Raw genomic sequence first — 14,110 nt, forward strand, 5'->3', positions numbered from 1 at the left:
ATTATGAAAAACAACTTTGAAAACTATAGGAATAGGGCGCAAGAAAGCACAGCGGCTATCGAGCGCATTTACATTACGATGCGGCATTTATTTATACGTGGGTTTTACAAGCCCATGGGGGTTTCAGGTAAGACGTTAAGAGAATCTCTGCTCACTTTAAGACCTGAAATATATGGTAGTATTGCAGAAAGCAAAGTAGAACTAAATGGGCTCTTATACGTTATGGAACGACTACCTTTAGGCATAGAACAATGTCGCTATATCAACTTGACCAGTGATGAAGGTTATGCCAGTTCGCATTTTAAAGCTATTATTCCACAAAAGAGAAGAAGAAACTGCTACCGTATAGATGAAGAGCAAATGAACATTGAAATCACCCGAGGTCGAAGTGACATATATGACATTTTAACCCATTTGACTTTTTTGATTATTGAGTCTCACAAAATCATGGAAAATGTTATCATTGAAGAAGAGAAAAACTTAACCAGAGATTGGAATAAGTTAAAACAGATAGTCAAAAAACCAGAGTTATCAGAAAAAGAAAAAGAAGTTGCTATCACCCATGTCGCTAATATTTTAGGGCGAACCTTTTTTGAAGTTAATGCGGTTTATGAAAAATTTGCAACGCCCCACAATAAGCATCGGTTTTTAAAAATTATTTACTATTTAGGAAAACTGGCTTTAGATGAATTTGTAGATAATAAAAAGCGTGTCATCACATTTAGCCCAGTATTAAGAGAACGTTTAGGACATCATATCCATGGAGAAATTTGGGCAAACACAATAAAATCAACACTTAAACAGAAAGGTTTATTAAGTCGAGAATTGCATATTATCAGTGCCAATATGCATTCTGTTATGAATACACTTTATGCTAAAACAGCTTTAAAGGCGTTTTGCAAAGAAAAAAGCAATCTTGAAATTTATGAAGCTTTAAGCGACAGCTCCAACCAAAACCTAAGAGATAAAGTTGCTCAATATGCGTCAAAAAACGGGATGACTTATATTAAAGACACTAGTGGAACTAATATCGATGTTCAAATTTTTGATCTTTCGAAGTTTAAATCACAAAATGACCAACCAGTTATTATCGTCATGGATTACGCCTTTGGCGAGCAAGCTTACGAGACCATGGACGAATTACTAAAACCTTTCAATACAGGCTCTAATCAACCAAAATACTTAAACATAGACTCAATATCAATTATGGGAAAAGCTGGAATTCTCGAAGGTGCAAAAGGAGATATTATGATACCAAAAGCCCATTTGTTTGAAGGTACTGCAGACAACTATCCTTTTACCAATGAGCTTAAAATCAGCGATATAGAAAACAATGGCCTTGAAGTTTTTGGCGGAACTATGGTGACAGTTTTAGGCACATCGCTTCAAAACAGAGACTTGCTTAAGTTTTTTCACGACTCGACTTGGGACGTGATCGGTCTAGAAATGGAAGGCGCACATTACCAAAAAGCGATTCAAGCGGCTGCACGCCTCAGAGGTAACATAAAACCCGATATTAAAGTTCGCTACGCCTATTATGCCAGTGATAATCCCTTAGAGACAGGCAGCACATTGGCCTCTGGTGGTTTAGGAACCTCTGGCGTCAAACCGACATACCTCATTACTGAAAAGATATTGGGACAGATACAACAATAATCTTAAGCTGCTACAGCCATTACTAACAAACTTAATTTGATATGCTTCAGTTTTGATAATTGAATAAAACAGGCCTCTGCAGTAGCACCTGTTGTAATTAAATCATCTGCTAGAGCTAAATGCTTATAATTGCTTTTTACAGCTTTTGGATTTAAAATAAAATTATGTTCTATCACACCGGTTCGTGCCAAACGATTTTTAAAGACTTGAGTTCTTGAATAGTGTTTTCGATAAAGCAGTTTATCATTGTACTCACAGTTGAGCTTTTGGCATAAAGCTTTGGTATATCCTTCGACTTGATTGTAGCCTCTATCTCGTTTTCTTTTAGCATGAATTGGAACAGGAATGATGGCATCTATGGTACTTGTCCAAGCATTTCGTTTTAGTTTTTCAGCATGCCATAATCCTAAATATTTACTGATATGTTCTTGGTTTTTATACTTGAGTTCATGAATAAGCTTTTGGGTTTTGTTGCGTTTTTCAAAATATAATAATGCATCTGCGTACACCAATGGTACTCTACCTAATAGCTTATCAGTAATGAGGTTGTCTCCAGGGTTTGTCCAGTTACATTCTGGGATATCAAAACGGCATCTGGTACACATCAATTCTTCACCTGTATGAAGTTGCGCCTCACAAGACATACAAACCTTTGGAAATAATAAATCTAAAGCACCTTGAAATAACATGATTTTTTACCTTAAACAAAGTTATCAAAAAAAACCTAGGCTAAAATACCGGCTCAACAATAGAGATTGATAAAATATAATATGTTCCCAGATTTTAGTCCGAGCAAGTTTTTGTTTATTCCGTCATATTCTTTTCCAACATAAGGATTTTGTCCAATTCCTTTACATGCTAACTTTATTGTCGCATAATATTTGTCCGCTTGTTTTGCAGACCATTTGCCAAAAGTATAATCCCAAATGTCATTCAAGTCATCAATGGCTTTTTGTCTTAAAATTACCTTAGCCATTTTTTCTTTTTTCCGCTTTTAGTTTTTTTAGATTTTTGTCAAAGTCAAAGTCTTCCACTAATGTACTGCTTAGTCCTTCTTGAATTGCATTACGTAAAGCAATCACTTTACTTTCTTCATTTTCTAAAAGCCTAAGTCCAGCTCTGATTACTTCACTGACGTTTTTGTATCGTCCGGCAGAAACTTGAGTTTGTACAAATTGGTCAAAATAATTTCCGAGTGATATTGATGTGTTTTTCATTTCTTAATATTTTGCACAAATATACCAAAATTTGGTAAAATAGTCAAATTGGTAAAATTTCGTATAAATTACACCCAACTTGTTTGGCTATGATTTGTTTCGTGAAAATCTGCGAGGTTTTTCCTCCGTAACCGAAAGATAGTAAATTGCAATGAATTCCGATTAGGAATTCAGCCGCAATGAGCTATACACTTTGTTAGGCACTGGGCTTCACACGTCCTCTTTCAATACTTTTGTTCTTTAAATACTCTAAAATTTCCTCTTTAGTCATTTTCGAGAACATCTTATCCAATCTATCTTTTTGCTCTCGGGCAAACTTTACAGCATCAAATTTCTTTTTTGTTTTAGTTTCCATATTTCATTAATTCTCTTGGAGAGCGAATATCCAATTGTTTATATCCATTTTTTAAATTTATAGAATTATAGCCTCGTATTCGCTCAACATTTACGATATGCTTAAAATTCCAACTTACAAGTAAGTCAGCCTGATATATCGTAGCAAGTGCGATATGTAAACAATCCGCATAACTTGTTTTTCCAACTACATTTTCGTCAATATATTCGGTCGCTAAACTTATAGCTTCATCTTTATCTTTTAAAAATTCAGTAAAGCTATCATTTAAGTCAGCTAATAAATTCTTAATCCTTTCCGGTGCAAATTCCAATTCCTCATCTAGCATAGTTGATATTAGGATTGTAAACTCACCGTTGCTTATTCTTTCAAACAAAGGTTTAGTCCATTCTTGAAATTCATCGTCATAATATCCTCCAAAAACTGAAGTGTCCAAATATATCCGCTGTTTTTTCATATCACTAATTTACAAATTTTAGTGAGAAGTTCAATTTTAGCAGAATTATTTTTTCAGCCTTGTTACCAACGTCTCGCGCATAACATAAGTGGCGACTTAAAATGCACAAGTTTTTCGGTTAAACTTTTAATTCTCTAAAATACACAAACCTTTCATTTCAGCACCAAATCTCGCCATTCTTGTTATGCGCTGTTAGCGTTACGTTGTTTTTTAATTGGTCTTACTTTCAATATAAATTTTGCTATACCACCCGATAGGTACAGATGATTCCACCAATAACCGTTTAAGTTTTTGAATAGCATACCTTTTCGTAGTTTATAAGTTTTGTAATGCTTCATTATACCCAAATACGAATTCATGCTACTTTGAAAAGCTTTTTGTTCTTCTTTTGTTGGTTTGTGGTCTATTGCTATTTCGTTTTGCTTTTCTATGGCGTTGTAAAAATTTCCTTTTGTACGATTAGCAATGTAAATCCTATTGGGAAGTATTACAGTTCCTAAAAACTTCACTCCTTTGCTGTAATGTTGTAGATAAATTTTCTTTGGATGTATGGTAACTTGTAATTCGGTTTGCAGATATTCCGATAATTTTGAAATAACTTTCTTTAAAAACTCTTTATCCTTATGCATTATCACAAAATCGTCAACGTATCTGCCGTAATAACGAATACCTAAATCGTGTTTTACAAAATGGTCAAAGGTGTCCATGTAAAAGTTGGCAAATACTTGACTGGTTAAGTTGCCAATGGGTAAACCGCAATTGAGTTGACTATGAAAAAGGCTTTTGGTTTGGGGTAGATTATCCCAATCGCTTTTGTTTCCTTTTATGATGCAGTTTTTTGTTGGGTCGTTAAATATAATTTTCCTGCACAGTTTTAAAAGTAAATCCTTATCGGAATTTTTATATTTTTCACTTATAAATTGTTCTAGTTTTTTAAACAGAATATTTTTATTGATGCTCATAAAAAAGCCCTGCAAGTCGAGTTTTAGTATGTAGCAATCTTGAGTGTAATTAGCAGAACACTTCCGTATGAATTTATCAACACGCTGCACGCCAAAATGTGTTCCTTTTCCTACACGGCAAGAGTAGCTATCATGTATAAATTGCTTTTCAAACAGTTGATTGAGTTTGCCAATTACAAGATGATGCACCACTCTGTCTCTAAAATCTGCTGCAAATATTTCACGCTTTACGGGTTTATCGACTATAAAAGATATGGAACGACCTATTTGGTATGTACCGTTGTTTATTTCTTTGCAGAGTTGAACCAAATTATGTTCATAATCTATTTCAAATGCAATGGCATTGGCGGTGTTTCGTTTATTGCTGCGGCAATTAAAATAAGCTTTAAAAAGTTCTGCAAGCTCAATTTTGGGGTGAGGTATATCGAAAAGTGATAATTGCATTTATTTGTTTTATAAAAACACTGCCGAGCAAACGCCCGACAGTGTTAATAAATGGTTTGTTTAAAATCCCGAACAGCACGAACTCTATTTGTGTTGTTCTTATTGTTGTTGTTCTGATTGCCATTGTTGAAGTTCTGTTTCCAAGCGTTGTTGTTATTGTTCTCGGTAGAACTCCAATAGTAGGCACTAGCAAAACCGCCAACCGAAAAATAAAGGCGTTCATATAAATACAAGGCATCTCATATTTATTGTAGTATTACTCAAAAATGAATTGCTCCATATCAAGTAACGCTCATTTTAACTGCTAAAAAGAGCAGTCCCTTTATCGCTTTTAAACTAAACCTTGCTCGCTTGTATATGCCTTAACACATACAATTCCGGCATTTACCTATTGGCATTACGCCAACCGGTAATTTGTTTGCCTATGCTATCCATTAAACCCGATAGCTCGGCTTGCTTTTTTATTGCTAAAATTTTCATATCCACACAAAGGCGTATTTCAAATTTTAGCAATTCAAAATCGTCTAAAAATGTTTCCAGATAAACAATTTTATCCTTTGCTTTATTGGCTCTATAAATACTTCTTACAAGCTGTATGGCATCTCGTTTCATATCTTGTCCCAAAGTATATTTGTACTCACGAGGAAACTCCTGCGTATATAAAAACACTTTTTGCACAAGTTTGTAAACATCCTTAAAAACTTGTAATTCGTAGTATAATGCCATATTCAAAAAAAAAAAAAAAAATCGACCGCTCCGCGGATAAATTGTTAAATAGATAAATTGTTAAAAAGCCCGAACAGCACGAACTCTATAAGTGAGGCTCTTATTGTAGAAGTTCTGAAAGCCATCGTTGAAGTTCTGTATCCAAGCGTTGGTGTTAACGAGCTCGGTAGAACTCCAATAGTAGGCACTAGCAAAACCGCCACCTCCGTTTGCCACTGCGGTAGCATCAATAGTTACCTTGTTTTGATACATTAAATTCAATTCTTCTTTTGAGGGAAGATACCAGTCGCCATAAGTTTTGCCACCTTCGGTAACTTGTAGCTCATTACAAATACGCGCTGCATAAGTGCTGCCATCATCACCTATAGCAACTTGAGCTGCAATAATTATTGAGGTATTAGCTTCGCCTGCATATGGTCCATCTCCTTTGGCTTGCGTATTGCCGTAGGTGCCTGCATACCATCTTACTCCGGTGCTTTGGTCTTGTTTGGCACATACAAGACCGTGTTGTCCGGTTTCGTCCACCCAAAACACAATACCGCCATGGGCAAAGTCGCCAACGGAATAGGTAGAACTTCCCATTTTTTTCCAGACATCATTTGGTGCATCGTAGTAGTAATAGCCCGTTGCGGTAATGTTGGCTGTTTGTGTTTTCGTAGAAGCGGTACTTACATCATTCACATACACGATTGCACCATCCTGGTCTGTACCATAAGCGTCAACTTTGGCATCTACTTCTGCTAATGAAAGTGCTGGGGCTTGTATACCATCTGCGGTTGTTGTGGTTGCAGGGTCTCCTATTACTTGTAGTGTTGTTTTTGGTGTTGTTGTTCCAATTCCTATTTGAGCGTAAGAAACATTTAAAGCTAGTGTTAAAACTAGTGCTAAAAAAAATTTACTTTGTTTCATTTTTGTTTTAAATTAATGTAATTATTGTTAATAATGTCTTTAGTTTTTGTATTATACTGATATAGGTTGACTGTTTTTAGTTATTATTTTGCCGTTCAAATGATTTTTTTTTAGCCGTTTAGAAGGCAAAAAAATAATTTGAACTAATGTATTTTCTAAATTTTAAGTTCTGGTAAATTTACAGATTTTTTTCTGTATGATTTATATTTAATGTTTGGGTTTAAGTGAACCTCTTCTGGTTTTCTTAGATTAAGGCTAAAATGTGTTCTTAAGTTGTTGTAAATATATACAGCCTGATGGGTCATGTCTCTTGCTATGTCAGTGTTTTTAATGGTTTGCTTTAGTTCATATTCCTCTTTAAGAGTTCTGTTGATGCGTTCAGCCACAGCGTTTTCGTATGGGTCATATTGTTCTGTCATACTTATAGTGATGTTGTTGTTTTCTGCGAACTCTGTATATTTAGGGTTGCAATATTGAAACCCTCTGTCCGTATGATGAATGAGTTTTTTGTCTTTATATTTTCTATTTTTAATAGCCATAGCGAGCGCGTCTTTGCAAAGTGAGGTTCTCATATGGTTGTCGAGTTTGTATCCCATAATCTTCTTAGAATAAGCATCTGTGACTAAGGCGAGATAGTTGTGTCCGTATTGAGTTTTAATGTAAGTGATATCGCTTACCCAGAGTTGTTCAGGTCGAGTAGGGACTTGTTTTTTTACTATGTTTTTATATTTTTTGAACATATGTTTAGAATTAGTAGTTGTGATATAGTTTTTTGTTTTAGGAACCAGCAAGTTATTATGCCTTAAGAACCTGTAGAATTTGTCTCTGCCGATTTTGATATCTGCATCTACAAAGTCTTGTTTCAGTTCATTGTAAAGCTTTAATCCACCAGTTTTAGAACCAACTTTTTTACGATAGTTTTTGACTAACAGAATTAGCTTTTGGTGGTCTATGCGTTGTTTTTCTTGTTGTTTGAGTCTTTTGTAGAAGGCTTGTTTAGTGATCCCAAAACATCCATAGAGCCATTTCCTTTTATACGGTTTTTCTTCTTTAGCTCTATCTCTTTTGCTAATGTTTTGGGCAATGACTTTTTTGACATATCCACCCCTGTAATAAGTTCCATATCAGCGATGATGTCTTGCTGGAAGTCTTTTTGGAACTCGAGCTGTTCTATACGCTCTTTAAGCTTTTTGATTTGATTAAGTTTACTCATACCTGATTTTTGTTGTGCTAAGGTAGTGTAAATTCTCAACCAATAGTTGATAGTTGTTCTTGGAACATCATATTGTTTGGAGGCTTGATTTACGGAAATTTGTCCGTTAGTGATTTGACCAACGACCAAAAGTTTGGTCTCTAAATTTACTTTTTGGTAGCTTTTTTTTCGCCAGTGTTCTTTTTTTGATTTCATAAGTGACTATAATTAATGGTTTAATTTTTAGTCAACCTATTTCAGGAAAGTACATTTTTACAATGAACGCTAACGGTCCTGGTATATGGTTTGTGGCGAGGCAAACAAGCACTCACCATTCAATTATTCATTTACTTTCAAAAGCATCAAAAACTTTCGGTTTAGCCCTTAACTCGCCATAAACTATATACCATGCTGCCATTAGTACTTTTTTCAGAGTTTGATTTTTAGTCTGATTTAGTCAACAAATGTTTCTTTAATTATACTTTTACAATTCGCTATTTCAGATTTCGTTAAACGGTCAAATCTTTTTAGTATTCGAGTTTTGTCAATTGTTCGAATTTGGTCAATCGCAATCATTCCATTTTTATTGTTATGTTTTACGCTTACTCTTGTCGGATATTTTTTTAAGTTAGTCGTCATTGGAGCAACAACGATAGTTTTTAAGAATTTGTTAATTTCATTTGGCGATAGAATCACGCAAGGGCGAGTTTTTTTAATTTCGCTTCCGATTGTTGGATCAAGATTTACAAGAACAATTGAGTATTGTTTTAATTCCATTCTTCGAAATTTTCATCATCAAAAACATCGTCTAATAATAAGTCATCATCATTATTAGCATTCATTTCTCTAAAAGCTTTTTCCCAATTATTTCTTGGCTTGTCGATGGGTTTTAATATTATTTGTCCCTTCTCCAAAATCATTTCGACTTTGTCTTTTATGTTGTACTTTTCTAAAATAGTCTTGCTCAACCGAAGACCTTTTGAATTTCCGATTTTAATGATAGTTGTTTCCATGGATTATAATTTGTAATTACAAAGTAACAACTTTTATTATATTCCGCAAAGTTTTTTCAGTATTAATGGCAACGTCCGGGCTATATGTAGTGCGAGCCAAAAAAGCAAAAGCTTTTCAATTCAGCACCGACCCAAGCGAACAATTTTTGATTTATATTTTTCAATTAATAAATATAAAAATTGTGAGCGAAAAAAATGCCTTAATCTTCGAATTTTGCCCAAAACCTCGCATTATTTATAGCCTCATGTTGTGGTTAGTTTTTAAGTATTAGATATCAACATGTAACTTCCACCTTTACCATTATTGTTCAATTTTTAAATTAATCATATCTTTTAGATAGGCTGGCTTATATGGTTTACTATTTCCTTTAGTATAAAAAGGATCTATAAAATAGGAAGTGATTTTGGATGTCGAATCAATGACCATTATATTAAGATGAATATCAGTTTTTAATAAATATGCTTTTTCTTTTTTTCTTAATATAATACCGTTTTTTAAACTAGAATCATTCGCTTTTACAATTTTAAATTTATTATTATTATTCTTAATTGATATGCGATAGTCCTCATTTATTTCTTGACAATAACCAATTAATATGCTCGTATCTTGCTCGAAGTCCTTTTTATTCAAAATTGAATATTTTAATAATACATCTTCAATAGGTTTTTGTTTTAAAAACATATCATCAGAAAATTTTGATAAAATTTCAATATCATTTCTATTTTTTGATTTACAGCTAACTAGTAATGTCAACAATATGATTAAAAAAGTATTTTTCATTTTTCATTTTTTTTATTCTGAATTTCCTGGACTAGTACCACCTGTAGTAATTCCTGTTGCTTGACCACTTGATATTAAACTCCTTAAAACTTGCCCCAATGTGCCTGGATTTGAACCTCCTCCTAAGTACCAATTATTGGAAGCATCACCAAAATCCAAATCTGTTATAGCCCCTACATCAATTACAAAATCTGTACAGTTTTTATCGTTTAAATTATAGTTACCGCTTTCGTATTGCTTGGCTAGGTTAATTATTGCTTGTATTTTTGTACCTGTAACATTTTTAGATATATTAACATCATATTCGGTCAAGGAATTATCCCCAAATATACCTGGTTCTGTTGGTGCAGTTGGTTTTGATGTACCATCAGGATAAAAACCAAAAGATCTGATTTTATTACCTTGTTTAATTGTAATAAATGAATGGCCAACATTAAAACCACTGTTTGGTTCATTTTGGTTTGCTATAGGTTGATCTACATTAAAAAATATTGTTGCATCCTGACTTGTATCAAATATAGATAAGAACGATTCAATACTATCAATACGAATATCTGGACCATCCAAGGTAAAAATACTATCTAGAAGTAATACATTATTATTACCACTATTTAAGCAATCTTCATTTAAAGTCGGGTCTAGTGTTAAGCTATCCTCACATGGTATTAATGGTACCGTACCAGGAGATACTGAACCATTTCCATTACCACCACCACCTCCATTAGTATCAACTGATAAATCAATTAATTCATCGGTAGTTTCAGTTACACTTGGAACATGATTACAAACATAATTTGATGATGGAATCCAATTGCTTAGACCATGATTATCACAAGCTGGATTATCGCTATTAAAACCTCCATGGTTAGAGCACATTCTTAATGTGTATGTGGTTACCCAACCACAGCTCCATGATTTATTGTTTAAGTTGTTTTGATTCCATAGTTCTTGAATGTTTCCTTCATATTCTGTTTTAACAACATTAGCATTAAGATGAAGATTATCATTTACTTCTTTATAATGGCCATTCAAGTATTTTATTATATATCCCCTTACTGTATCATTAACTTTCTCAACAACTAAATTTTCAATTATACTATCATTTGAACTATTTTTCTCAATCAAAAATGTAAATGATTTGTTATTCTGATTTTCGAGTTTATAGAAGTAATCAAAATTTATATTTAAACTGTCATTACTTTTAAATTTGTTGTCAATTTGCTTTTCAAGTTCAAAGTCTTTTATGATAGAATTAAAATCCATATCTTTTTGAGCCTCTTTCAAACTTAACAGCTGAGGCTCAATATTTGTTTCATGATTAGTGATTTCATCATTAAACTCCTCTTGTTCACAGCCTATTAACAGGTTTAAAACCATAAATAAGCAAAAAATGTGATTGATTTTTTTCATCTTTTTTAAATATTAAAGTTAATATTAGTTTTAAGTTGAGTTATAAATTAACCACAACGGTTTCGGCTATGCGTAGTGCGGGGCAAAAAAGACAAAGCCTTTCAATTCAGCACTAACCCAAGCGAGCGATTTTCTATTTATAAATTTCATTGTTTAAATATATCCCGAAATTTCGGGACGAGCGAAAAAAATGCCTAAGCCTTCAAATTCAACCCATAATCCCGCATTACTTATAGCCTCGTGTTGTGGTGCGTTTTTAATCACACTGACATTGGTTTCACGTTAATTTGTCCGCCTATTGCCCTCAATACTTTCATTATTGTTTCGAATTGTGGTTTCGCGCCGTCAGATAAAGCCTTGTATAGACTTGGTCGGCTCATTCCTGTTTTTTCTGCAATTTTAGTCATCCCAATTGATTTGGCTATATGTCCAATTGCAACAATTAAATCAGAGCTATTTCCGTCTTCAAGAACTGTATTTAAGTATTCAGCTATCATTTCTTCGCTGTCCAAATAGTCCGCTATGTCAAATTTTGTTGTTTCCATTTCAGTTGTTTTTTATTCTATTCCAAATTTTTTTAGCTTTTTCAATATCTTTTTGTTGAGTTGATTTCTCGCCACCGATAAGAAGTATAACAAGTTTAGTTTCCTTATTTTTAAAATAAACTCGATATCCTTTTGCGTAATTAATTCTCATTTCGCTTATTCCATCTCCCACAGGTTTACAGTCTCCGTAATGTTCATCAGTTTCAAGTTTCTGAATCCGAAAGAGTATTTTAGATTTAGCGCGAATGTCTTTGAGTTTTCTTATCCACTTATCAAATTCAGTTGTCTTCTCTGTTATTACCATTTATAAAATGTATTCACTTAGATACAAATATAAACAATAATTTAGATTAGAAGAAGTAGATTTGGTATATTCATTAGATTCGCTGTAAATGCACCACAACGGGAAGTGTATGATTCAGTGGCGACCAAAACAGCACAGTCCTTATTTTTTCAGTCGTAAAAGTAGCAAAAAATCCCAGACTTTTCGATTCAACTCCCAAACCTAAGCCATTGATTATACACATTGTTACCTACAGCGGTCGAGTTTCTCAGGATCATTAGCTGAAAAAGCCTAAGCCTTTCGAGCCCATTTTTTTTCATTCAGCACGCCGATTCAGCAGTCAATTTAGTTTTAGTCAACTTCAATCGCAAAATTGCTAATTCAGTCGTCTTTAGCGATTCAGCCGACGGATAAGTTCAGTATTCCAATTCAGTTGCAAGTTTGTCTTTCAGCCGTGATTTGGCAAATTCAGTCGCAAAAGTGCGTTTAGTTCAGTTCAATTTCGGATTTGTCATTCAGTTGGAATTAAGCAAAATCAGTCGTAAAAATGCAATTCAGTCAAATACCAATATTAAAAAAATGGGCTTTCCCGAACCTTTAAAAATAGATTTTTGTAGTTGTAGGTAACGGTCTGGCTATGCACAGTGGCGTGCAAAAAAGCACTTTCGTTATTTTTTCAATCGTAAAATTAGCAAAAAAAAACGAACCTTTCATTTCGGCCCAAACACAAGCCATTGTGTATAGCTATTGTTACCCAATGTTATTTTCACACTCTGAAATTTTCGAGTATGAATTGATAATCAGTATTTTCCTCATTAACTATTGCAATTGAAAACGTATTAATTCCAATTGTAATTAAGTATTGAGTCAAATATTTAGTTTCATCAGCACTTATCTGTTGGAATTTAACCTTAATTACTTTAGTTTTTCCATAAGTCAAAAATTCTTTTTCAGTTATTTTATTTTGAATATTATATTCAGTCGACTGATTTGAAATTTGGTTTTTTAAAACTTCAACATATGATTTTAGTACATTTTTATCAAGCTTCACATATTTTCCCGACATAAACGTTATTGTATTCAAATAGTTATTCTCATCAGCAAAAACCTCAAATTCGTGACCAAAATTTTGTAGCATGATGTTTTTTTGATGAGCAGACTTAATTAGTGAATCATTATGCTCGCCTTTTTTAATAAAATCAAGTATATCTTCAAAAGTTGTTTTTTCATAATTATTAGGAAGGCTTATTTTACGTTTTAAAAATTCAATTTGGAAAGTATTTGTTTGTTTAAATTCTGCTGGAAGTTTTTTTTTATCTTTTTTACAAGACAGAAAAATAATTAATATTAGAAGCAGGATTTTTTTCATAATATTGGGTAACGTTTGGGCTATAAGTAGTGCGGGGCAAAAAAGCTAAAGCCTTTCAATTTAGCACAAACCCAAGCGAGCGATTTTCTATTTATAAATTTCATTGTTTAAATATACAAATTGCGAGTGAAAAATACGCTCAAGCTATCAAATTCAGCCAATAATCCCGCATTACTTATAGCCTCGTGTTGTGCGTAGGTTTTTATTCAATTTTATTCAGTTCAATTGCGTTTGGACTTTGCGAAAATCCACTCAATGTATTATTATAAAAATACATAGTCTCTTGCATACTTGTCAGCTTTAAACTGTCTCCAACTTTTTTGTGCATTCCGACTGTAATTAATGAATCTTTTAATTCAGATATGACTTCGTCGATTCCAAAAGTGTTTGGATTTCTTTCAATTCCTAATACAAATTTTCTGTTCTCAATTTGAAAACTGTATTCAGTTGATGAATATGGATGATTTTCAATCCAGCTATTCCAGAAAAATAAAAAAATCCAATAACAGATTATTGTGTTTGCAAAGAACAAAATCGAAAGTCTTTTTCTAAAAAAGAAAATAATAATTCCAATCAGAATATTAACTCCAAATATTTTAAGTCTGTACGATTCAACTCCAACAGACATAAATGGGTCGGGTTTAATATTACTAATGCAATATTTCATTAGGAAAATATCGATTAGCAAAATCAGAACTCCAATTCCGACTAATGCTTTTGTTTCAGATTTCGTCATTCAACTTACGCACAACGGTCTAGGCTATGCGTAGTGCGGGATTTCAAGGCACTTACCT

The 14,110-nt window shown here is 33.2% G+C and carries 20 protein-coding genes; 1 reads left to right on the top strand and 19 read right to left on the bottom strand.

Going from position 1 to position 14,110, the window contains the following annotated elements; translation table 11 throughout:
• Positions 1-3: 3 nt before the first annotated feature.
• Positions 4-1,656 (top strand): DUF6909 family protein, encoded by a 1,653-nt coding sequence (locus FCN74_RS01775; protein WP_138930875.1) that lies wholly within the window; start codon positions 4-6, stop codon positions 1,654-1,656.
• A 2-nt stretch (positions 1,657-1,658) separates the two neighbouring features.
• Here FCN74_RS01775 and FCN74_RS01780 read toward each other — a convergent pair whose 3' ends face one another.
• The 19 genes from FCN74_RS01780 to FCN74_RS01865 all read right to left on the bottom strand — a co-directional run bounded on the left by FCN74_RS01780 (position 1,659) and on the right by FCN74_RS01865 (position 13,983).
• On the bottom strand, positions 1,659-2,345 hold the full coding sequence (locus FCN74_RS01780; RefSeq protein WP_138930876.1) for a ComF family protein: 687 nt from the start codon (positions 2,343-2,345) through the stop codon (positions 1,659-1,661).
• Positions 2,346-2,398: 53 nt separating this feature from the next.
• Entirely contained in the window at positions 2,399-2,632 is a 234-nt protein-coding gene (locus tag FCN74_RS01785) for a type II toxin-antitoxin system RelE/ParE family toxin (RefSeq protein ID WP_246062532.1), read from the bottom strand.
• On the bottom strand, positions 2,625-2,873 hold the full coding sequence (locus FCN74_RS01790; RefSeq protein WP_138930877.1) for a type II toxin-antitoxin system ParD family antitoxin: 249 nt from the start codon (positions 2,871-2,873) through the stop codon (positions 2,625-2,627). The genes FCN74_RS01785 and FCN74_RS01790 overlap by 8 nt, the downstream gene beginning before the upstream one ends.
• A gap of 196 nt (positions 2,874-3,069) precedes the next feature.
• The gene (locus FCN74_RS12010) at positions 3,070-3,228 is read right to left on the bottom strand and encodes a hypothetical protein (RefSeq protein WP_171047086.1); all 159 of its coding nucleotides are present in this window, start codon (positions 3,226-3,228) and stop codon (positions 3,070-3,072) included.
• Positions 3,218-3,682: a PIN domain-containing protein gene (locus FCN74_RS01795; RefSeq protein WP_138930878.1), complete on the bottom strand. Its 465-nt coding sequence runs from the start codon at positions 3,680-3,682 to the stop codon at positions 3,218-3,220. The genes FCN74_RS12010 and FCN74_RS01795 overlap by 11 nt, the downstream gene beginning before the upstream one ends.
• A 182-nt stretch (positions 3,683-3,864) precedes the next feature.
• Positions 3,865-5,088, bottom strand: coding sequence for a reverse transcriptase/maturase family protein (locus FCN74_RS01800; RefSeq protein WP_138930879.1), 1,224 nt, complete (start codon positions 5,086-5,088; stop codon positions 3,865-3,867).
• A gap of 44 nt (positions 5,089-5,132) precedes the next feature.
• Positions 5,133-5,321, bottom strand: coding sequence for a DUF1566 domain-containing protein (locus FCN74_RS01805; RefSeq protein ID WP_138930880.1), 189 nt, complete (start codon positions 5,319-5,321; stop codon positions 5,133-5,135).
• A 151-nt stretch (positions 5,322-5,472) separates the two neighbouring features.
• Positions 5,473-5,814 carry a four helix bundle protein gene (locus FCN74_RS01810; RefSeq protein WP_138930881.1) on the bottom strand — a complete coding sequence of 114 codons (342 nt, stop codon included), beginning with the start codon at positions 5,812-5,814 and terminating at the stop codon, positions 5,473-5,475.
• A 60-nt stretch (positions 5,815-5,874) separates the two neighbouring features.
• Entirely contained in the window at positions 5,875-6,723 is an 849-nt protein-coding gene (locus FCN74_RS01815) for an Lcl C-terminal domain-containing protein (RefSeq protein WP_138930882.1), read from the bottom strand.
• 155 nt (positions 6,724-6,878) lie between these two features.
• Entirely contained in the window at positions 6,879-7,727 is an 849-nt protein-coding gene (locus FCN74_RS01820; protein WP_246062555.1) for an IS3 family transposase, read from the bottom strand.
• Entirely contained in the window at positions 7,673-8,131 is a 459-nt protein-coding gene (locus FCN74_RS01825; protein ID WP_246062533.1) for a helix-turn-helix domain-containing protein, read from the bottom strand. Before FCN74_RS01825 ends, FCN74_RS01820 begins: the two co-directional genes overlap by 55 nt.
• A 237-nt stretch (positions 8,132-8,368) precedes the next feature.
• Positions 8,369-8,692 carry a type II toxin-antitoxin system PemK/MazF family toxin gene (locus FCN74_RS01830; protein ID WP_138930884.1) on the bottom strand — a complete coding sequence of 108 codons (324 nt, stop codon included), beginning with the start codon at positions 8,690-8,692 and terminating at the stop codon, positions 8,369-8,371.
• Positions 8,683-8,928 carry an AbrB/MazE/SpoVT family DNA-binding domain-containing protein gene (locus FCN74_RS01835; protein ID WP_138930885.1) on the bottom strand — a complete coding sequence of 82 codons (246 nt, stop codon included), beginning with the start codon at positions 8,926-8,928 and terminating at the stop codon, positions 8,683-8,685. The genes FCN74_RS01830 and FCN74_RS01835 overlap by 10 nt, the downstream gene beginning before the upstream one ends.
• A gap of 301 nt (positions 8,929-9,229) precedes the next feature.
• Positions 9,230-9,709, bottom strand: a complete 480-nt coding sequence (locus tag FCN74_RS01840; protein WP_138930886.1) for a hypothetical protein — start codon at positions 9,707-9,709, stop codon at positions 9,230-9,232.
• A gap of 12 nt (positions 9,710-9,721) precedes the next feature.
• Positions 9,722-11,119, bottom strand: coding sequence for a hypothetical protein (locus FCN74_RS01845; protein WP_138930887.1), 1,398 nt, complete (start codon positions 11,117-11,119; stop codon positions 9,722-9,724).
• Between the two features lie 260 nt (positions 11,120-11,379).
• Entirely contained in the window at positions 11,380-11,664 is a 285-nt protein-coding gene (locus tag FCN74_RS01850) for an addiction module antidote protein (RefSeq protein ID WP_138930888.1), read from the bottom strand.
• 1 nt (position 11,665) lies between these two features.
• Complete coding sequence (locus FCN74_RS01855) at positions 11,666-11,968, bottom strand: type II toxin-antitoxin system RelE/ParE family toxin (protein WP_138930889.1); 303 nt, start codon at positions 11,966-11,968, stop codon at positions 11,666-11,668.
• A 745-nt stretch (positions 11,969-12,713) separates the two neighbouring features.
• Positions 12,714-13,316: a hypothetical protein gene (locus FCN74_RS01860; RefSeq protein ID WP_138930890.1), complete on the bottom strand. Its 603-nt coding sequence runs from the start codon at positions 13,314-13,316 to the stop codon at positions 12,714-12,716.
• A gap of 202 nt (positions 13,317-13,518) precedes the next feature.
• The gene (locus tag FCN74_RS01865) at positions 13,519-13,983 is read right to left on the bottom strand and encodes a hypothetical protein (RefSeq protein WP_138930891.1); all 465 of its coding nucleotides are present in this window, start codon (positions 13,981-13,983) and stop codon (positions 13,519-13,521) included.
• Between the last annotated feature and the right edge of the window lie 127 nt (positions 13,984-14,110).

Origin of the sequence: Mesohalobacter halotolerans (assembly GCF_006120725.1) — a bacterium.
GTDB classification, from domain to species: Bacteria; Bacteroidota; Bacteroidia; order Flavobacteriales; family Flavobacteriaceae; genus Psychroflexus; species Psychroflexus halotolerans.